Raw genomic sequence first — 21,113 nt, 5'->3', positions numbered from 1 at the left:
ACGCTCTATAATTTAAAAATTTATGTTCAATCCTACAACGAGACGGGGGCTTTTTCCGAGTCCACAACTATTCTCCCACGAGTTTATACCGCTAATCAATTGGTCTGGATCAAGATGGTATCTGTTGGCTGCCCAGAATCCCAAATTTTCCCCGCCTATACTGATGGAACCACCTCTTAACCCGATACAATTCAATAGGCGAGTGGCATTATAAGTCAGGCTGATACTTTTGAAATAGATGGCGTCACCTTTGTCAATCATCTTATCACTGAATAATAAGCAATCGTCACGGTTGGTCGGCGCCCATCCGGCAGTATAGAGCTTCGGAACCCATTTATTTGAATTGTCGCTTCCTTCCACCCAGCGAAATTCTTCTCCAAACCATTCACTATATAATCCAGTAGTGGAAGAAGAAGGAACGGGTAACCGCATTTTATTCCCGAATTTATACGTTATCATAAAACTTAAAGTAAAGTCCTTATATGTAAGGTTACTGGAAAGGCTACCAAAAACAGGAGGATTGGTTGTACCGACAAACTCCAAGTCTTCAAGTGCGAGCGAGTTTAATTCCGTATAAGAATATTTGGTATTATCCCCTTTTTTCATGAATGTAGGTTCTCCGTTTTCGTCTAATCCACCATAGCGATGAACTGCGATGTATCCGATTGGCTGTCCTTTCATCGGATTACCTTTGGAAGCTCCTCTACGGCTGGGAGCATAGTTCATTTCTGTCACACAGTTTTTATTGTATGACAAGTTTAAGGTCATATCCCATTTTACAGGAGTTGCAGTCAAGATTCTTGCATTTAATGCCAGATCAAAACCCACGTTTCGGACGGTAGCCGAGTTTTTGAAAATCTTACTCCAACCGGTAGTAGGATCAATGTCAACATCCGCTAACAAGCCCTTGGAAAGTTTATGATAGAAATCTACACTACCTGAAATGCGGTTATTAAACAACATATAATCAGCACCTGCATTCCAACTGTAAGTTTTCTCCCAGCCTAACTGTGGATTGGCTGGATTGGTAACCATTAAATAATTCAAAGACGGAATAGAATAATCTGACAAGGCTTCCGCAACAATATCAGGACCTGTACTTTTGTCGATATTTCCAGTCAGACCGTAAGACACACGTAATGACAATGCATTTACAAAGTCTGCTTTAAAGAATTGTTCTTTATGAATATCCCATTTTCCACCGACAGACCAAGACGGATTATTACGGAACTTGCTGGCATTGGTCAGTAGATTTGTTTGGTCGAGACGAACGCTGGCAAATACATCGTATTTATTTTTGTAGCCAACATTTACTGTTCCAAAATAGGAAACGTATCGTTCCAAAGTTTCGGCATAAGTGGGAGAATAGCTTTCGTCCAAATTCTGAGTGCGTCCATTATATCCGTAAATTCCACTTTGAAGTGCAGCCAGATTGATACTTTGTGAAGTCAGCAAATCCGGATCAAAGCCCCACAACCAATTAGAATAATTATTTCCTTCCAACGAATATATTTCATTACCTGCCATTACTTTATAATTAAAATCTTTGAATGAGTCAGTGTATGAAATCATATTACGAATTGAATAAGAATAAAGATGGATATCGTTTAGGTTCTTAATACCTCCACTGGTAGGCAGATGGTTTTCGAGAATGGCGACAGGATGTCCATCTACAACTTCAACTTCCGTAAATCTATTTATTAAGTCACGAGTTGTATAATGTTCCTCCGAATAGAATTGTGTTCCCTGTGTATGACCGAACTCGTAACTACCTTGCGAACTGATTTCCACCCCCTCAATCGGAGTCCAATTCAGCTTTAGTGTGGTAGACAAGTTATAATCTTTGGTACGGTTATCATTCATCCGCATCATTTCAAGTGTATTCTTATGCCAATCACGCATACCTAAAGCCAGACAATCCGAAGCCCATTCCTCTGATACGCCATTGTACTCATTGTAATAAGAGCCATCATCATTTAAGATGCGTTGCCACGGTTCATAACCAGTCATATCTATACTGTTGTTTTTGGAATTGCGATAAGTTCCTCTTAAACCGACAGCTACAGTGAATGTTCGATGCAATTTGAAGTCATTGTTCACCAATAAATTGAATTTATTATACTCATTACCCACTTCATGTGTCTTGCTTTGGTCGTAGCTGAAAGACAAATAAGTAGACGAGCGTTCACCTCCTGTTGATAAAGAAACATTGTGTTGCTGGGTAAATGCGTGGCGATAAAAATTATCTGTTATCTGTTTGGCATTGTTAAATCTGCCCAGTTCATTCACTTGCGACCATGCATTATCCAAGGCTATATTGCCTTGATTGTATTGGCTGTAGATTTTCTCCAACTCATTCAATCCGTTATATGCTGCGCCGCTTATACCTTGGTCAAGAATGCTTTCAAACCTTGCTTTCACATATTGGTCAGAAGACAAGATATGTAGGTCATCCCAATCCACAGCACCACTGGATGTCAGCGTACCGGAATAGTTCACACTTACACGTCCTTTATCTCCTCGCTTGGTAGTGATAACAATTACGCCGTTGGCTGCACGAATCCCCCAGATAGAAGCTGATGCAGCATCTTTTAATACGGTAACTTGTGCTATGTCGTTCGGATTCAGGTTTAGCTCGGAACTTTCCAGTGGGAAGCCATCAACAACAATAAGAGGTTTAGTATTCGCATTCAGGGTACTCAATCCTCGGATAGTCATATTATTATCTTTATCCAAATAAAGTCCCGGTACTGCACCTTCCAATTTTTCGCTCAGACTGGTCGAATATATATTCTTCATGTCCTCTTGGTTCACGATATTATAAGCACCCGTCGCACGTCCCTTTTCAATTGTCTGAATACCGGTTACTACGACTTCATCCAACAATTGGCTGTCTTCATCCAATAATATCCTTAGCGTATTACGATTATCGAGTTTTATGCTTGAAGTCTTGTAACCGATGAATGAGATCTCCAATTTTTTGGTATTTTCATTTACGACCAAAGTGAACTGTCCCTCTAAATCGGTTACAGTCCCTTTCTGATTGTGCACATCCATTACACTCGCACCGATTAAAGGTTCTTGAGTTTTTGCATCGAGAATCACACCTTTAATGGTACGTGTCTTGTCCGACTGATAGGTAGCTTCACGTATTGCCACTGTACGGTTATCAGTCTCGTAATCCAATTCCAAGTTGGTGTGTGCAGTGTCCTGTGCAAAGAGTGTCACAGTCCCCCATAGGCAAAAGATCCCGCCAGCACATAGTTTCCTAATATTTTCGTTCATACTACTATTATATTTAAAATTAGTAATTATTTATTCCATATATCATTATATTCTGCTCTTTACTCAATGAATGCGAATAGTGACCATATCTGATACATATTTGCATATTTCAGGCTTATGGGTAATGATTATGACAGTTTTATTCATTGATTTTTTTACTAATCGTTCGATGAATAGCCGTTCCGTTTCAGGGTCAAGTGCTGAAGTCGGTTCATCCAAAAGCAGTAATCCTCCGCTTCTCAAAAGTCCGCGTGCAATAGCTATTCTCTGTGCCTGTCCTTCACTAATACCTAAGCCTCTTTCTCCTATTACGGTATCCAATCCGTCTGGAAAGTCATTGAAAACAAATTCGGCAGAAGCCGAATAAAGGGCTTCTTTCATCTGAGTTTCCGATGCGTTCATATTTCCTAAAAGCAGATTATACCTTATCGTTCCGCTTATTATACTGTTGCCTTGAGGAACATATACACAATTGCAACGGCTGCGGGGGCTTGCTTTAACGGATTTTTCTTTTGCTGTATTGCTATATATATACACTTCACCTCTTTGAGGAGAAAGGATTGCAAGAATCATTTTTATCAGAGTGCTTTTGCCTGCACCTGTTTCCCCTAAGATTGCAGTGATACTTCCCGGCTTGAAGTCATAATTAAAATCTTTAAAAATCCATCTCTTATCTTCCGAATATCGGAACGATACATTGGAAAAACGAACACCGGGAATACCCTTCAGCAAACATTTATCGTCATATTCCTCTTCTTTGGGAAGCGATGTTATTTCCATTAGGCGCTCAACAGAGGCAAACGCTGTAATCCAAGAAGGATATTGGTCTTTAAAAAGGAATATGGGGCGTTGTAATTGTCCTACAAGCTGAATGAAAACCAAGAACTCACCGTAGGATATTGTATTATTGTTTATTCCATAAATTCCCCAGATAAACACGGCTAAATAGCTCGAAGCAAATCCTACTTCGGTAAGAGAATCAGCACCGATAGTAAAGCGTATCTGAGATTTTAATGTTTCTAAAAAAGAGTTCTGGAGGTTTCCTACTTGTGCTTGAACATATTTATTTTGCCCCATCGTGGAAATAAGCTCATGATGTTGCAGATGTTCTTGGATATATTCATTGACCTTGCTGCCTTCTTGCCGTACCTTTCGTGAAACCGGAACAAGAAGACGGGTATAATGATACCCGGCAAACACGATAATGGGTGCAATAAGACCGATAGCCATAGTTAAAAGAGGTTGCATAGTTATCAAATATCCCCAAGTCGCAATCAATTGCACGATGGAATACACTAATATAGGGAATGTAAACGCCACACTCTCTGCCACCACCCCGACATCGCTGGAAAGCCGGTATATCTCATCTCCGGAATGAAATCTTTGTTTGGCTTGTATTTTGCTGTCACTTAAAGCGCAAAACATCCTTAATTCCAAAGAGTTTTCTAACTTTACCCTTGTCAGGGAGCGAAGATAGATTTCTCCTTGTTCGCAAACCAATTGTATAACCTTTAACCCTATTAAAATGGCTATCATTATGGCAATAAGGTTTTTCCCTTCGACCGCATCATTAATGAAAACCTTCGTGGATTCCACAAATGCAAGCGAAGCGCACACACTGCCGATGCTAAGCAGAATAATAATGAGTAGTCTGATTCTGAAACCGGTGGAATATTCCCAAAGCCATTTTATAGAGGAAACCATAGGCGGTCAATTATTGATGATAATAGAAGCAAGCCCCGACTTTACAGCTTGATCAGCTTTCAAAATACAGCCTTTTGACATCAGATTTTTCCAATAGCGCCTACTCTTTTTTGTGCGCTGTTCAAGCAAAGTTGTTACAATATCTGTATTCGCACTGATTTCTTTAGCTTCCCTCAAAAGGCTCTGGACATCATAAACGCCTTTGAGTCGTTTGGAAATGGAATGAATATAAAAGGTTGATCCCGAGTGGCAGATTCTTACATCACCGGCCAAATATATAAGGACAGCAGCGGAATTTACATAGGAAGTATTTACCGTTTGAATTTCACAATCTAAATTGCGCAGAAAATGGAACATTTCAATTGCCACATCGACATCACCTCCCGGAGAAGAAATATTAATAACTAAAGTCTTGGCCTCCGGATGTTGGGCACACAAATCTTCAAGAGTATGAATGAAACTCTTGATCGATGATGAATTGATTGAATCAGAAAAATTTATTTTAGGAAATCCATTTTCCATTTTCATATATTTTTAAATAATCTATAGCCTTTCTGACAGCATTAACTTTTTCACTCGCAGAGAAGTCAATTCGGTTCTTTATCGCAAATGAAGCCAGAAGTGAAGCGGACCAATATGCGGTTATTTTATGTGCTGAGCACGCATACTGTTTATTGATATTTATACCGAAATCTCCAAAGTGTTGATAATTCATTGCCATACAATTGGTGCAACTCCACCGAATCGGGCATTCCCTACATGAAGCATCTATTTTTTCTTCTTTTAGATCGGCTGCTGCTTTCAGAATCGAACTTCTTTTCTCTTTCCCCTGTACTATGGTAGAGAACATATGACACGGAAGCATTTCTTTTTCGCAGTCAAAAGTATGAACTATCTGTCTTTCCCAACACGGTTTTTCAGACGGTTGTCCGGATGTCGGTATCTCGAAGGCATGTTCAAATCCCAAAGCGAAAAGAGGCTCTATTGGGGAAATTTGCGGATTGGAGAGGTAATAATCCACCAGTTTTTCCATTTGTCGGTTCAATATTGAACATGCTTCCTTATTCCATTTTACTCCTTGCGCAAGTCCGCCGGTCACATTAAAGCCTCTCCCATAAAGGTAAACCAAAGAATCGAACAATGAAGCTACACTTTGAGGGAATACGGTTAGTTTTACCGGAACGTCTGGCCAATATTGATAGAAGAAATCAAGATCAGCTTCTTTTACACCACGGTTGAAATAATTGGTTTCGGGCGTACCGTCAATACTCAATCCAAGGCCTAATAATTTATTATGACGTGAAAACCAATTTTTCATTTCTCCAGACAAAAGAGTTCCGTTAGTGCGGATGAATATTTGCATTTGGGGATTGTGTTCCCATATCCATTTGCAAATATGGGGTATTATCGAATAATTGGAAAGTGGTTCACCTCCCAATAAATCAACATTTGTTATTCCTTCGGCATCCTCGGAAAACTCTCTTTCAAGAATTTCAATGGCTCTATCAAGAGTCATTTTCCTGGAATCCTTAAATCTTTCATAACAATATTTGCAGGTAAGATTGCAACTATGACTAATTAAAAGAAGTATAGACCGTTTCATTTTATCTTATTGTATTTTACAGACGTTCACATAATTCTTAAATCAAACCAACAAATAATAGTCACAAAAGCTATCTTGTCGGTATTGTATTTATATCTTCTCCTTCTATAAATTTTCGATATTGATAGAACTTCCCCTTGTAAAAGGACATTGCCACTCTTACACGCGAATAGTCACGATATACATACAAAAAATTTGTACCCATCATGCCCAAATCCAATCGGAATATATGCCATCCATTATTTACTCCTGCATGATTAAAGGTCATTGCACTATATGCAGACGGCCACATTCCGACTATATGGTTATATTCAAGATAGGAAGCGTTGCAACCAAACATGGAAACTATAGTCACCATAATTTTTTGAGGATGAGCACCATCATCTTTAGTTTCATTCCCATTCGCATCATATGCACGCTCAAATACATACACCCCGCCGCCTGTCGATTGTGAGTACGAACTCATAGATATACATGCGAAAACTAATAATAAAATTGTCCTAACCATAGTCATTCCAAACATAAGGGTTTTAATAAAAGCGGAGGATTTCTCCTCCGCCCCTTTTTAAATAGTGGTCTATAGTCATTTAAATTAACGACCATTGCAAGAACCACCACAAGTACCACGGCAAGTGCCCTTGCAACCACCGCCACCAGTCTGATAACAATCAGTACAAGTGTTTGAGTTCTGAGCCATGTGCTCTGCAATCGGACCATTTACCTTGCTATATTCAGCAAGTTTCTGTTCCAAAGCATTAAGTGCTTCAAGATTCATTTTCATAATGAAGTCCTCCTAATTTAAATTTGTTAATAATTGATTTTAAATAGGCTGTAAGCCTTTTATCTTAAAAAAAATAATTTGATATAACTATTTTTTTAGAACCTACGCTATTATGTACGGACTAACGCTTTTTTCCAAATCAAGATGTTTAAGCACATTGTATGCTTTAATTGCAGTTTGTGCATGTTCTGCATCTTCTGCAGACAAGTTATCCATCATAGCGATTCTTTCTATCTGAAATTCACAAGCAGTCATTGCTTCTGCCAGAACTAAAGGGCACCAGCGTTTATCTCGGGAAGCAAAGTGCCCACGATATTTATAATTGAAACCGGGACAAGTGGGACAAAACCTTCTAAGAACGCACGTTTCACAATATGGGTCTGCCATTAAATCAGACTTTTCCCATTCAACGGCATCAACACCAATAGCCTTATCTGTTCCCAAAACTATGGGAGTAAACATATGGCAACCATACTTTTTTCCATCAATGTCATAAGTTACCATGTTTAATCCACTTCCACATCCATGAATTTGCCTGCGTTCTGTAGGGGCAAGATTGAATACGTCTACATATCTGATAAGCCGGTTTAAGGGCTTCAATTGTAAATCTTTCAAGTATGCATCTTTTAACAAGCATAACTGTTTCCGGTATAGTTTTGCATCTTCTATTGACCAATTGACACCTTGAGCTAATGCAGCATTAATTTCGTAACCTTTATGTTGTACAGAAAGAACACCATCTGCAAGAAATGGTAATGTTTCTTTAGAAATGGTCATTTGAAAAGTTTGAGCTGGCCATAATTCGTGAAAAAAGTCTAAATCTATGTCATAACGGTCAGTTCCCCTATTTTTAGATTGCATTTTACTTGTACCATCATAACTTGCTCCAAGTACCATATATTGTTTATGTTGTTTTAACCACTCTTTCATATCGTGGTCAATTAAAGTACCATTCGTCGAAGCAAAACATATCCACGGAACATCTATTCCACCTCCTTCAAGCCATTCAACTATCTCTTTGATCAGAGTAAAGTTCATAAGAGGCTCACCACCCATAAAATCTACTTGAATTTCATCAAACTTATCACTTTCTTTAATAAATGAAGCCTCTTTTGAAATAATCTCTTTAGCCAATTCGACGGGCATATAAGCATTTTGTTTGTGAGATTCGTAACAGTAACTGCAATTAAGATTACAGGCATGGGTTATCATTAACATACAAACTCTTCTCCTTCCAGAATGCTCTTCCTCCCAAATTGAATGGTTATTGGCTATCTTATTCATATAAATATATTTTTATTTCATATTAAAAAAACATCCACCTCTTCCTAAGAGGGAGATTATGGGTATAATATTATAATAATCAACGATTTATAATTTAATAATAATATTTCTGCCTAACATTTTTATGTTTTTGAGACATAACAAAATATTTTTCTCGAAAAAAAACACTTTGATTTGTATTCTTTTTCATACTTTTGCAAACATAAATCTCCCTCTTAGGAAGAGATAACGTATTTTACTTGATTATTCTAAATTCATAATTTCCCTAATATTAATTCATTAGCCTTGTCTATCATTGAATTATCTAAAGAAGCAAGATAGATCCGTGTAGTATTCTCTGAATCATGTCCCATGCCCGCACTGATGACCGAAAGGGGAATGTTCTGGCTTTTGGCGATACTGGCCCATGAATGCCTGCTGACGTACATCGTGAGCTTGGATTGTAAGCCGATTGATACGGATATTTCCTTGAGCTTGTTGTTGACCAAACGGAGCGCATTTTTGTATTGCAACCGTTCGTTCCGGTCTGTTTTGATGATTGGCAGCAGATAGCTGTTTTCATTTGCTGGGTATTTGTCGATAATCTCCTGCATGGATTTTTCCCACTTGATGAACAGTTGTTGCCCCGTCTTTCGTCTGCGATAGGAAAGGATGCCGTTCTGCAAGTCCTTCTTCTTGAGATATGCCATGTCGATGAACGACATTCCGCGTGTGTAAAATGAAAACAGAAACATGTCCCTTGTAAAATCCAATGAGGACTTGAGCGGCAGATCCAGTTCCTTAATCCTTTTAATAATTTTCAAGGGGAGAGCACGCTTGACCGTTTTGTCTATTCCGGTGTAGACATGCTTGAAAGGATACCGTTGCACGGTCATTTCCTTTTCCACCGCTCGGTTATACACGGCGCGGAGAATCCGGTTATAAAAGGAAACGGTGTTCATGGCTACGCCGTGAGATTTCAAATAGGCTTCGTATTCCTTCATCAGGTCTGAATCAATTTCATTCAGCATGATGTCGTTCCCGTTCCGAAAGCGTTTGAAGCTATTAAGGGCTGTCGTGTAATTTTCCGCAGTCCGTTCTTTTCCCAATCGTTCCAGTTGAAGAATGACCTCCTCCATAAACTCGAAAAAGGATGCTTCCCGTTCCGTTTCATGAAACAGCTTTACTATCTCGTCGGTAGCAAATTCACGCTTATTGCAGTTTAAGCTGTTTATAATTTTGTCCAGCCGGTTAATATCTCGGCGTATTCTTTGTGCAATAGTCTGAATAACGGCTGTCCGTTCGCCTGTCGGCACCAAAATAGGTCTTGACTGTTTATCATCCCATTCATGAGGGAATACTTTATAATCAGTTGTGATTTGCCTAACGGCACGGCGGTGAGTTACAAAATAGACGATAGTACCCGGACGATCTTCGACTGTCGACGGGCGGAATTTTACTTTTACTGTAGTCATACTCATATTCTTTTAATTGATAAAATCTCATAGTTTTAACTTATGACATATAAAAATGGTTAGTACAACACAGACAACGAGAAAAGCGATTGTACAGCCAAGTATTTCCCATAGCAATGTGTTATGTATGGGACGGGCGTTTGCGGTGCAGGTACAAACGAAAGCCGCCGCGAGGGAGATAATTGCCTCTACCATGCACCAGAAAGCGGTCACAGAGACGAACACACGGTCATTCACCGAGAGGCGTCCGGCCAGCCTTGGGCACAGGCTTTCCATCCTGTCGACCATCTTCCGGCAGATTTTCTCTCCTTCCTGTTCAAGCGTCTTTCTCGCTGACTGTGAACGTGCTTGTCCCTCGTAGGGAAGAAACAGCCCCGTCCATTTTGGGCAGGACTTCCGAAAGTCTGTTTTCGAGCTTTTCCACATTAGCACTAAGAATGCGTACAGCTTCATAATTGTTTTCCAGTGCGTTGATATGCAGTCTTGCTCCTGCATCTTTTCGGCAGTTGGAAGGGCCTCGTCTATTTTCGAGAAATCGAATTTTTTATTCATAGGCTGTTATCTTTTTCGTCCTGTCCTCGGTTTCTTTCCGATCACCCTTGCCGCTTCACAGGCGCACCGGTGTGCCCATTCCCGTTCATCTTCGCATCTTCCCCAAAGCAGATCGTTGGAACCACCGCCACCGGCGAACTGCCAGTGAGCCGCGAAAGCGCGAGAGTACGGCAGCCGGAGCAGACAACGAAGTCAATGGTACAGACAGTGCACCTGTTCCTCCCGCCGATTTTCCACAGGAAGAAAAGGAGGATTTGCCCTTCTGAGAGGTTCATACATTTCAAACATTTTCTCTATCCTTGCAAAATTTTTCTATTTTCATTTCCGGATTTTTCATTCTTGCAGTTTGTCAGGATGAACGAATTTAAAATCCAGCTCTAACTTTAAGAAAATCACGGTAGATAAGGTCTTGTTTCATGAAATTTCACTACCTTTGTACCGGATTGAGGAAACTCTTTTCCAAGACATATTAGAAAAGAAAGAAGCGTTATGCTTATCTCGAAGTCGGGAACGTAGGAAATTCAAGACTATTCAGAGGGAAAAGCGTAATTGGTTTCTCACGCTATAGCGTGGGCTGCTATTACCATACTCTGAATAAAGGTTATTCCTACGACCTCCGACTTAGAACATGGCATTTGCAGTTCCACGCTTCGTGGTTTAATCAAGCAGACTCTACGGGACTGCAAGAGTCTTAATTATATATGATGAACAGATATAGCCAGCAAAGTATTTGTATGCTGAAGAATATGTTCGTTAGCAGAAACATTATTAAATGGGTCTTATTTCTAATCCTTAATTTTTCCCTATGTACGCAATCTTTTGCAGATCATTATCGAGTGACTGCTCCCAACGGTCTTAATGTACGAGCTTCAGCCAATAAAAACGGAAAACTATTAGGGCAATTGTCTAAGGATAACGTGATTGATGTTGTATCTATAGAAAACGGATGGGCTAATATCAATTATAATGGTTGGCAAGGTTATGTCAGTGCATCGTATCTGGAAGCCGTAACAGAAACAGAAGAAGCGGGTACGCCCACCAGAGAAAAGTCGTGGGACTTAACCTCTTGGTTATTTGATTCCGAAGGAGAATCGGCTTGGTTTACGGCGATAAAATGGATACTGTTTTTAGGCATAGCCATCTACATTATCAAGATTGTGTTGCAATTCTTCGCATTGATGCTGGTTGTAGGATTGATTGTTGGAGCGATTGGATTGGCAGTAGGTTTTATTCTTGATTGGCTGGGTTGGATAGAATCTGGTACTATGTGGGATATGGCCCAATGGGGATTCAGCATAGGCAACGGGATAGGTCTTATTATGGGTATCCTCGGTTTTAAAGACTTGCATAAGGGAGCAATGGAGTCTTGGAGCGGTTCATCATCAAGCAGTTCAGGCGGTTTGAAAACAGCGAGTTTTACTGATTCTGGAACATTATATCATCTTACACAAGATTCTCCCTATAGCGAGTGTGATTACACCGACCAATTTGGCGGCAAATGGGGACGCGATAGTTCCGGATTTTATCGCAAATAAATGGATAATGTAACGTATTGATAATTAAACAATAAAACTGTATGAAAAAACAAATTATTTTGAGCAGTTTACTATCCGCACTGCTGATTGGCAACTGTTTGGATACACAGGCTGCAAATGAGGCAAGAACTATCAATGATTTGCCTTCGATGGCAGAAGTTTCCCAGAACAAGAGAGAGGTGGCTCCGGAATTTCCCGGTGGTATCACCGCATTGGTACAATTTTTATCAAAGAATCTAAAGTATCCAACAGTTTGCAAGGAACAGAAAATACAAGGCAAAGTGCTGGTGAAATTTACAGTCAAGAGCGATGGCTCTATCTCAAATATCCGTGTTACCAAGTCTGTAGATCCTTATTTGGATAAGGAAGCTGTCCGCGTAGTGAAGTCCATGCCTCGTTGGACTCCCGGTACACAGGATGGCAAACCGGTAAGTGTGGAATACACTCTGCCTATCACGTTTAAACTCTGATGAATCTAAAAACTATAAAACGATATACGTATGAAGCGATTATCTATTTTACTATGCCTGATTGTCTTAGGGGTATTCTTCATGAGTCATGCGACTTTTGCGCAAACAAGTTTTTCCATTCCTCCCAAGAGTTATCCGGTAAATGTGCCGTTCAAATGCGATGCCGGAGTGGATCGTTATTGGCATGTTACCAGCGTTACTTGTACGGGACGCGCCAATGGCGGCTATAAATTTCAGATAAAGGGAGTGGCACAGAAGACAAGCCGCAGTTTGCCCATAGACCTGTTCTACCTGATGCCGGGCAATCGGATAAAGACAGCGGGTACTTATTATTTCCCACGTATCGAGGAGGGAAAAACATTCAGTTTCGAAGTGGTATCGGCATTCTCCGGGTACGCTCCTTCCAAGTTCAACGGTTTTCTTATCTCCAGTGAAGTGTTGCAAAGAACATTACAACAGGAACTGGAAGAGCAAAAAGAAACAGACAAAAATACTCCCGAAAGAAGATTTGGTATGCCAACCACTCCGAAAGAAGATAGACGAGAACCGACACAATCCAAGGTAAGCCCCAATAAGGTGTACAAAAGCAGCGAGGTGGATAAGGAGCCGGAATACCCCGGTGGAAACCAAGCATTGCTGGCGGATATTGCTCGAAGCATACGTTATCCCATGATCTGCAAACAGCAGAAGATTCAAGGTGACGTGCTTGTTTCCTTTATAGTGGAGAAAGACGGCTCGGTATCTGATGTTACGGCTGTGAAAAAGGTTCATGCCAATCTCAACACTGAAGCCGTAAGAGTGGTCAAATCCTTGAAGGAATGGACACCCGGAGTCAAAGACGGACAGCCTGTACGGGTACAGTCTGCCGTATATGTCACTTTTAATCTTTAATTTTAACCATTAAAGCAACAGCATAATGAAAAAGTTGATATGCCTAAGTTTGATAAGCCTTGTTTGTGGCTTCTTGAGTGTACACGCGTCTGTACAAGCAGATGACACAAAACCCTTTGTGGGTAAATGGGAATATTGGGAAGACAACAGCCAAGTTCAGTTGGAAATAGACCTGTACAACACACCGACAGATGGTAGTTACGGTGCTTACAATGTGTTTGAAGGAGGTTATGGACTTACCTATAGTATTGTAGACGTCTATCTCATTGATAATACAGAGGCTTCGGTTGCCGTAGAAAGCAGTACGGGAAAACAAAAAGCGGAGTTCAAGTACAATCCCACCACGAAGGAATTGTCCTTCTTGCCGCCCGGTTCAGAACCGGTAGTGTTTAAGCAGAAAGATAAATGTGGCTACGTATTCATCAGCGGAGGAGATAAAATCAATGTCCGTTCCACCCCTGTATCGGGTAGTCCTTTAATGAAAGCCAACCGTGGACAAAGTTTCAGATTCTTGGGGAAAGAAAAGGGGTGGTTCAAGGTAGAGCTTTCTGCCCAAAATAAACGTATCGGATATATTTCTCCGGAGTATGCTTTTTACTTGAAAGATAACACCATCCCAGAATCAGCCTTTACAAAAAGTTATGCCAACGGCTTAATATCTTTCACACTGGAAAAGAAAGGAGAACAAGTTTTTATGGTCAAAACGACCATGTATCCTCCACAAGGTGAAAGCATTCCTATGTCAAGCGTGGAGTCGTATGCCGGAAAAATAGAGGGTAATGCACTGGTCTTTACCTATTTTTGTGGAATGCCCACGCAGGACATCAATGAAATGTCGAAAGTAGAGCCTTATGTGGTGTATTACTGGAAAGAGTCGGGAATGTTTATCATGGAGGGCGAAAATTATGCAGCAGATATGTAAAAAGAACAGCATCATGAAAAGAATGGTTTACCTTGTCGCTTGTCTGCCTTTTTGGCTGACATCGTGTGAAGAGAAAGTCACCGCCTTGCATTTCAACGAGGCAGAACAGGTCTTTGAAATCGGAAAAGAGAGTGAACTGCGTTTCCTGAACGAAACGTTCGAAATCAAGGATAAAAACATGGAAGCACAAACGCTGCTCACCGATGCAGGCAAGGAGATTCCAGCGGATGAAGTGCGGATTAAACTGGTGAAGGACATCGAAATTAGCGGTGAATGGACACCGATTAAATTCCCGGTTAGGGAGTTCGACGGCAACGGACATACCATTACCTTCGACGGAATACGGGTGGTCATTGAAGAGAGTTCTCAAGGGTCGTTTAGTGCCGGTCTGTTTGATGAAATGGGTGGTGAGAAAGAAACGGTGGTCAAAGACCTGACATTGGCAGGCGACATGACCATCGACGCTCAAAAGAGAGAAGACGGTTATATCCTGTCTGGCGGTTCTCTGGCGGGAGAGTTCAAGAATGGATGTATCGAGAATTGTACCAGCAAGGTAGATATATCATTCGCCGACAATAAGGGCATCTGTACACTTTGGCTGGGCGGCCTTATCGGACATCTGAATAGTTACGGCTCCGAAGTGGAAGTGACTTTGCGTGGCAAGGTGGTTAACGAAGGCAATATCACTGTCAATCCTTGTAGTAATGCCGATATAGGTGGAGTCATCGGGGTGGTTACCAATTATGGTAAGGTCTTTATCAAGGGGGATGTTTGCGTTGAGAATAAAGGCAATTTGACCGTGCAGTGGAAGGCCGATGCCCAACCTGAACACAACTGCATCGGTGGTGTTTTCGGACAGTTCTGGACCAATGAAACAGACATAGAACATCTCCATAATTGGGGAAATATCCGGTTGGATACGCAGAATACTTCCGCAACATTTGAAATCGGAGGAGTATGCGGCAATCTGCAACCACATAACTACGAACGCATCTATCCGCTGGATTTGTATAATGCCGGCAACATCGAAATCAAGAATGACTTGACATCTGAATATTCCTGCGTAGGAGGTATAATCGGCAGTTTCGGAGGCTGTTCGCTCCATCGGGTAATCAATGAAGGCAGAATCGTTCTGTCCGGGAAGGGAAGTGAATATATTTCCGGATTGCTGGGAGCGGAAAGTCCGATACACGGAAATTGCTATCTCTACTCGTGTTGCAAAGATAAAATAGGAACTTATCCCGTATGGAATATTCATTACCCAGTGAGTAAGCAAATCCCTTGTAAAGAAAAACATGAAACAGAATCATAGAGACCATAAAATGAACATGAAAGCATTACAGACCATACAAGCTGTCGGTCTTTCTTGCTTGCTGTCGATAGGAGCAGCAAGCTGTGGCAGCGATGAAAGCAACCAGCTTTATACACCGCTTCAGGTGTATTTTGATCCGGTAAGAGTGGATATGAATGCGGAACATCTGATGCCTTATTTCGTAAACTATCCTACGGATTGGGCAAAGATGGGATTGCGCAACTTTCCGAAGCTGGTCACCTACGAATACCACAATGCAGCATGGGGTGTGACGAGCACCTCGCAATACGAGTTCTTGCCTAACGGCCGTTTGTCAGAACAGCGGCGCACTTCTTTCAATGTAGGGGCAACCGGATTTGATGTCATTTCGTATGAATATGACGGCAATTCCAACCTGACCCAAATCAAATCGGTAGATGACGGACGTTACAAACGCCGAAAAAAAGATGACGGCTTCACATACGACAGTGCAGGTCGGTTGATACGTCGCGACAAGAACGGGCGGGGACATTATGACACAACCACTTTTCTGTATGCCTATCACGGTAATGGGGTATTGCAGTCCATCCTGCCCGAAAAAAAGAATGGCACGGTCAATGAATCGGGCGTGACGTTTCATAAGATGCAGTTTGACTCGCTCGCTCATTTGAAGTCTTTTGAAACACCGAAGACCACGAACATGTTCTTGAAAGACATCGACAGTTACAAGGCAGGACAATCGGTGATAACCTATGCCTATACGGACCATCTGTGTACACAAGTCGTAGAGAAGATTCCCATTGAATTTGACGGGGGAACCGAAACACTGACTTGTACCAGCAGCTTTGCATATAACTCACACGGAGACTTGGCTACTTGGACATATAGCGGAGGTGTATATAAAAGTAAAGGTAATAGCTGGCGGGTGGATGACATGACGTTTACCGTCTCCTATGATTATGTATATGATGAGAAAGGAAACTGGACACAGGCTACCGTTACATTCCCGGCTAACATCGATGAGATACCTGCATTGCGTACCTACTATAAGGCTTTCAGAGACGGATTTACATCGAATCAGGATCGTTCCTCTGCTGTCAAAGCGGGTGAGACTCCCAGCCTGACAGTTGTCCGCAGCATTGATTATTGGGACGATAAGACGATTGCTTCCATGAAAGCGGCAAAAGAAAACGGTCAGCCTGCTCTAACGGGTAGTTTGCGCTATAAAGGGACGGATATTTATGGGTTGTCCGGTAAGGTCAAGTCAGTAAGCGGCAATGAAGAATCTCTCAAATTTGACCAGGCGGGCAATCTGATTGCCATGCAGAACAAGTTCGGAGACGAAGCAGCCTATCAATATGTCACAGCTACTTCCTACAAAGTGGAAGGATGGGGAGATTATGTGGTGAACATCGAATCAAAAGATGGTATGCGGACGGATATTTGTCCGGATGCTGATACCAACACGGAGCTTGACCAAACCTATATGTTTGATAAGCTCAACCGCATCATCAGTCATAAGTTCACTTCGCACATGGCATACGTCACTTGGAAATACAGCTATGAAGGTGACAGCAAATATCCGGCCACGATGATACAGGAGCATCTGGAAGAAGGTAACACCACTTATCGCTATACCTATACCAAGTTCGACAAGCACAAGAATTGGATAGAGCGAAAGGTAAGCTACACCACCGAATACGATAAGTATGATGACAATGGGAACTATATCGGCGATGAATATACTGCTCCAGAAGAATATACAGAGAAACGAACCATCGAGTATTGGTAAACTTGCAAAATCTCTATTGATTTACCTTCTGATGCCCTTCCTCATTTGAAATTTAACAGATTGATAACGTGTTATATTATCAACAATATAAAGAACAAAAATATGGACGAAATGGAATTGATGATGCATCTGCATCGTAATAACAAGAGACAGGGACCGGGTAGTGAAGACGCTACAAATCTTGCAGTTACACTGGCTAAGATAGATAGGGAAAAGTCTTACAAGATAGCAGACATAGGTTGTGGTACAGGCGAACAGACTATCTCTTTGGCAAAAATGCTGAAAGGTAACATTATTGCAGTGGATTTGTTTGAGGAGTTTCTTGAAAAACTGAAAGAGGACAGCAAGAATGAAAATATCACGGCACATATTGAGACACTGGCTGCATCTATGGACAAGCTGCCTTTTGAAAAGGAGGAGTTCGATATTATCTGGTCGGAAGGGGCAGTTTACAATATCGGATTCAAGAACGGCATCAACTATTGGAAAGAGTTTCTCAAACCGGGAGGAATACTTGCAGTCTCTGAATTGTCATGGATAACAAACTGTCGCCCGAAAGAACTGGAAGACTTCTGGAACGGAGAGTATGCTGAAATGGACACAATAGCAGGAAAAATCAAAGCTCTGGAAGAAGCCGGATATAAGGTTCTCGGACACTTTATACTTCCTGATGACTGCTGGCTTGACAATTATTACAACCCCCTATTAGACAGCCACAAGGACTTTATGGAGAAGTTCGGCGACAATGAAGTTGCCAGAGTTATTGTTGAAAGAGATATACAGGAAGCAGACTTCTACAAGAAGTACAAGGATTATTACAGTTACGGTTTCTATATAGCACAGAAACTATAAAAAAAGCCTCCGGCGGGGTAACTCTCCGGGGGCTTCGTGCATCTGCACATTAAAAAATACATAAAATCTATATAAATAGGTTGGTTGATAAAAAATATATCGTATATTTGCGATATAAAAAATGAAAATATTATGGCATTCAGTAAAGCAGAAGAATTTGAGGAAAAAGATATTTTGGCAGCACGTTTTGCCAAGGCTCTGAGCCACCCGGCACGAATAGCAATCGTAAGATTGTTGGCTAACCACAATGCCTGTTGTTATTGTGGAGACTTGACAACGGAACTGCCAATCGCACAGTCTACCATATCACAGCATTTGAAGGTGCTGAAAGATGTAGGTCTGATAGACGGCGAGATAGCTCCACCTAAGGTTTGCTATCGTATTAACCGTGAAAACCTGCTTTTGGCAAAGAAACTGTTTTCAGAACTCTTATGATTTGATTAAGAGTTTTTTTATTGGCATAAGGTATCGTATTTTTACGATATAAAATTGGAAATATGGAACAGACATCGGCAAAAAGAGAAAAAAGAAAATCACTACTGAGAATAGCAATCCCTATCATACTATCATCCTGCCTTCAGATTTCATACGATATTACGGATATGTTCTGGGTCGGGAAATTGGGAAGCGGAGAAGTGGCGGCTGTCGGAACGGCCGGATTTTATATCAAATTGGGTTGGTCTTTGATAAGCGTGATAACCATCGGTACTATGGTATCGGTATCACACAGTATAGGGGCTGAAAAGAAGGACAGGATACAGCACTTCATATCGTGCGGAATACGCAGTACATTCGTGTTGGGGATATTCTATGCCCTGTTCGTCTTTATGCTGGCGGAGCCTCTTATATCACTTTTCAATATCGAAAGACCGGAAGTAAACACGATGGCTCAGAACTATCTGAGGATAAGCAGTATCACAGTTCTTATCATGTTTATGAACCTTTTGTTTACCGCCATTATAGACGCACACGGAAAGACACAATTCTCGTTCAGGGCGGTACTTTACGGGAATATCGTCAATATCATTCTTGACCCTCTGTTTATATTTTATTTCGGACTGGGAGTGGAAGGTGCGGCATGGGCTACGGCACTTTCACAGGGGTGTGCCATGATGTATGCGGTGTATCTTCTCAGACACAGGCTTGAACTCACCTTGAGTATAAAAGCAGTACCCCACAAGTTTCTCAGGAAAATACTTGGAATAGGTACAGCACCTGCCATGCAGCGTATTCTGTTCTCGCTTATCGGCATAGCCATCGGGCGTATCGTAAGTATATGGGGAACAGATGCAATAGCCGCACAGAAGCTGGGGCTTCAGATAGAGTCGCTCTCGTTTCTTCTTATGAACGGTCTGATGCAGGCAACCTCCATACTTATAGGGCAATATTATGGGGAAAGGAATACGGATATGATAAGGAAATGCTATCGTACAAGTATCAGGCTTGGATATTGTATCTCCATTCCTGCCACATTCATATTTTTAGCTTTCCCGGAAACCATACTGTCATTTTTCGTGAATGAGGCTGCCACCATAGAAATAGGTAGTGCCTATCTGCGTATAGTCGGCTTCTCACAGCTGTTTGCCACACTTGAAACGCTTACTTCGGGAGCTTATACCGGACAGGGGCTTACCAAATATCCGGCAACCGTGAGCATCGTGTTCACCACAATGAGGATACCTCTTGCCCTTCTGCTTGGCAAAAGTCTGGGAATGGGAATAGAGGGTGTCTGGTGGAGCATATCGCTTACCAGCGTGATAAAGGGCATTGTACTTTATCTATTATATAGAAAAAGGGAAAAGGAACTTGAAAAATCAAACATACAATATAGCAGTATATGAATACACAGGATTTTTGCTTTATACTTAAACAGAACAGCCATCTGCTTAGAGAGGGGTGTTTCGGACTTGAAAAGGAAAATGTCAGGGTCAATCAGGACGGTACGCTTGCCCTGACTCCACACCCGGCAGTATTTGGCGACAAGGGGAAGCACCCTTATATAACCACCGACTTTTCAGAGAGTCAGGTGGAAATGATAACTCCGCCGCTGCCAAGTGTAGGAGAGGCTTTGGGATTTATGGAAACGCTGCACGATGTGGTGACGGAGAATATCGGCGATGAGCTTCTCTGGCCTCAGAGCCTTCCTCCTGTATTGAAGGAGAATCAGGAGATACCCATTGCACATTATTCGGGAGAGTTCAAGGACAAGGAGTATTACCGTCAGAAACTTGCCGGAACCTACGGAAAGGAAAGGCAGCTTATTTCGGGAATACACTTCAATTTCTCTTTCTCGGAAAAACTGATGGACGTTCTGCTGAAAAGCGGTGTGTGCGGCAGCTCTATGGAGGAGGTCAGGGAAACAGTATATTTCCGTGTGGTGAGGAACTTTCTCAAATACCGCTGGCTTTTTATCTGGCTGTACGGTGAATCTCCGCTTGCGGAAGAAACCCTGAATGTGATTTCGCTTAAAACGGGAGAAAAGCAGCCCATGAAGTGTGGGGTAAGCCTCAGTCTGAGGACAAGTCCGTTGGGGTATCGTAACCGTGAGGAATTCTTCATCGATTATTCCTCACTTGAAGCCTATAATATGTCTATTGACAAACTGATAAGGGAAAACCGTATTGACGGACCTCACGAGCTTTATCTTCCGGTTCGTATCAAGTTTCTGGAAAAGGATAATGGTTCTCCTTCCTACAT

General features: G+C 41.5%; 18 protein-coding genes and 3 pseudogenes. 11 read left to right on the top strand and 10 right to left on the bottom strand.

Annotated elements, in window-relative coordinates; translation table 11 throughout:
* Positions 1 to 12 precede the first annotated feature (12 nt).
* The 10 genes and pseudogenes from AB5903_RS13515 to AB5903_RS13470 all read right to left on the bottom strand — a co-directional run.
* A complete protein-coding gene (locus AB5903_RS13515; RefSeq protein ID WP_149923595.1) occupies positions 13 to 3,285 on the bottom strand; it encodes a SusC/RagA family TonB-linked outer membrane protein in 3,273 nt (1,090 codons plus the stop codon).
* A 63-nt stretch (positions 3,286 to 3,348) separates the two neighbouring features.
* The gene (locus AB5903_RS13510) at positions 3,349 to 4,989 is read right to left on the bottom strand and encodes an ABC transporter ATP-binding protein (RefSeq protein WP_149923596.1); all 1,641 of its coding nucleotides are present in this window, start codon (positions 4,987 to 4,989) and stop codon (positions 3,349 to 3,351) included.
* 6 nt (positions 4,990 to 4,995) lie between these two features.
* A complete protein-coding gene (locus AB5903_RS13505) occupies positions 4,996 to 5,511 on the bottom strand; it encodes an ATP-dependent Clp protease proteolytic subunit (RefSeq protein ID WP_192910183.1) in 516 nt (171 codons plus the stop codon).
* On the bottom strand, positions 5,492 to 6,592 hold the full coding sequence (locus AB5903_RS13500) for a radical SAM protein (protein ID WP_149923597.1): 1,101 nt from the start codon (positions 6,590 to 6,592) through the stop codon (positions 5,492 to 5,494). Before AB5903_RS13500 ends, AB5903_RS13505 begins: the two co-directional genes overlap by 20 nt.
* 70 nt (positions 6,593 to 6,662) lie before the next feature.
* Positions 6,663 to 7,115, bottom strand: a complete 453-nt coding sequence (locus tag AB5903_RS13495) for a hypothetical protein (RefSeq protein ID WP_151877491.1) — start codon at positions 7,113 to 7,115, stop codon at positions 6,663 to 6,665.
* Positions 7,116 to 7,184: 69 nt separating this feature from the next.
* A complete protein-coding gene (locus AB5903_RS13490; RefSeq protein WP_055171963.1) occupies positions 7,185 to 7,373 on the bottom strand; it encodes a hypothetical protein in 189 nt (62 codons plus the stop codon).
* Between the two features lie 102 nt (positions 7,374 to 7,475).
* On the bottom strand, positions 7,476 to 8,657 hold the full coding sequence (locus tag AB5903_RS13485; protein ID WP_082431389.1) for a radical SAM protein: 1,182 nt from the start codon (positions 8,655 to 8,657) through the stop codon (positions 7,476 to 7,478).
* Positions 8,658 to 8,911: 254 nt separating this feature from the next.
* On the bottom strand, positions 8,912 to 10,111 hold the full coding sequence (locus tag AB5903_RS13480) for a site-specific integrase (RefSeq protein ID WP_149923599.1): 1,200 nt from the start codon (positions 10,109 to 10,111) through the stop codon (positions 8,912 to 8,914).
* Between the two features lie 27 nt (positions 10,112 to 10,138).
* Complete coding sequence (locus AB5903_RS13475) at positions 10,139 to 10,663, bottom strand: hypothetical protein (RefSeq protein WP_226890786.1); 525 nt, start codon at positions 10,661 to 10,663, stop codon at positions 10,139 to 10,141.
* 6 nt (positions 10,664 to 10,669) lie between these two features.
* A pseudogene (locus AB5903_RS13470) lies at positions 10,670 to 10,795 on the bottom strand (relaxase); the annotation flags it as partial.
* Between AB5903_RS13470 and AB5903_RS13465 the strand changes: the two are divergent.
* From AB5903_RS13465 to AB5903_RS13415, 11 genes and pseudogenes are all read left to right on the top strand, one after another.
* Positions 10,735 to 10,929: a hypothetical protein gene (locus tag AB5903_RS13465; protein WP_226890785.1), complete on the top strand. Its 195-nt coding sequence runs from the start codon at positions 10,735 to 10,737 to the stop codon at positions 10,927 to 10,929. The pseudogene AB5903_RS13470 and the gene AB5903_RS13465 sit on opposite strands and share 61 nt — an antisense overlap.
* Before the next feature lie 435 nt (positions 10,930 to 11,364).
* Complete coding sequence (locus tag AB5903_RS13460; protein ID WP_149923601.1) at positions 11,365 to 12,198, top strand: SH3 domain-containing protein; 834 nt, start codon at positions 11,365 to 11,367, stop codon at positions 12,196 to 12,198.
* A gap of 176 nt (positions 12,199 to 12,374) precedes the next feature.
* Positions 12,375 to 12,668: pseudogene (locus AB5903_RS13455) on the top strand (energy transducer TonB); the annotation flags it as partial.
* Between the two features lie 30 nt (positions 12,669 to 12,698).
* Positions 12,699 to 13,559: an energy transducer TonB gene (locus AB5903_RS13450; protein WP_149923603.1), complete on the top strand. Its 861-nt coding sequence runs from the start codon at positions 12,699 to 12,701 to the stop codon at positions 13,557 to 13,559.
* Positions 13,560 to 13,584: 25 nt separating this feature from the next.
* Complete coding sequence (locus tag AB5903_RS13445; RefSeq protein ID WP_149923604.1) at positions 13,585 to 14,481, top strand: hypothetical protein; 897 nt, start codon at positions 13,585 to 13,587, stop codon at positions 14,479 to 14,481.
* Positions 14,482 to 14,494: 13 nt separating this feature from the next.
* Complete coding sequence (locus AB5903_RS13440) at positions 14,495 to 15,793, top strand: hypothetical protein (RefSeq protein WP_149923605.1); 1,299 nt, start codon at positions 14,495 to 14,497, stop codon at positions 15,791 to 15,793.
* A 16-nt stretch (positions 15,794 to 15,809) separates the two neighbouring features.
* Entirely contained in the window at positions 15,810 to 17,564 is a 1,755-nt protein-coding gene (locus AB5903_RS13435) for a hypothetical protein (RefSeq protein WP_149923639.1), read from the top strand.
* 102 nt (positions 17,565 to 17,666) lie between these two features.
* Positions 17,667 to 18,416 (top strand): class I SAM-dependent methyltransferase, encoded by a 750-nt coding sequence (locus AB5903_RS13430; RefSeq protein WP_057256617.1) that lies wholly within the window; start codon positions 17,667 to 17,669, stop codon positions 18,414 to 18,416.
* Between the two features lie 132 nt (positions 18,417 to 18,548).
* Positions 18,549 to 18,851 carry a helix-turn-helix transcriptional regulator gene (locus AB5903_RS13425; RefSeq protein ID WP_004326342.1) on the top strand — a complete coding sequence of 101 codons (303 nt, stop codon included), beginning with the start codon at positions 18,549 to 18,551 and terminating at the stop codon, positions 18,849 to 18,851.
* A gap of 62 nt (positions 18,852 to 18,913) precedes the next feature.
* Positions 18,914 to 20,257, top strand: a complete 1,344-nt coding sequence (locus tag AB5903_RS13420; protein ID WP_122205243.1) for an MATE family efflux transporter — start codon at positions 18,914 to 18,916, stop codon at positions 20,255 to 20,257.
* Positions 20,254 to 21,113 (top strand): annotated as a pseudogene (locus tag AB5903_RS13415) (bifunctional glutamate--cysteine ligase GshA/glutathione synthetase GshB); the annotation flags it as partial. The gene AB5903_RS13420 and the pseudogene AB5903_RS13415, both read left to right, overlap by 4 nt.

This window comes from Bacteroides sp. 2201st1_D9_2201SCRN_220225 (genome assembly GCF_040928965.1).
GTDB lineage: Bacteria > Bacteroidota > Bacteroidia > Bacteroidales > Bacteroidaceae > Bacteroides > Bacteroides stercoris.
The sequence above is the reverse complement of the archived record's forward strand: the minus strand, read 5'-3'. Positions and strand labels throughout refer to the sequence as shown.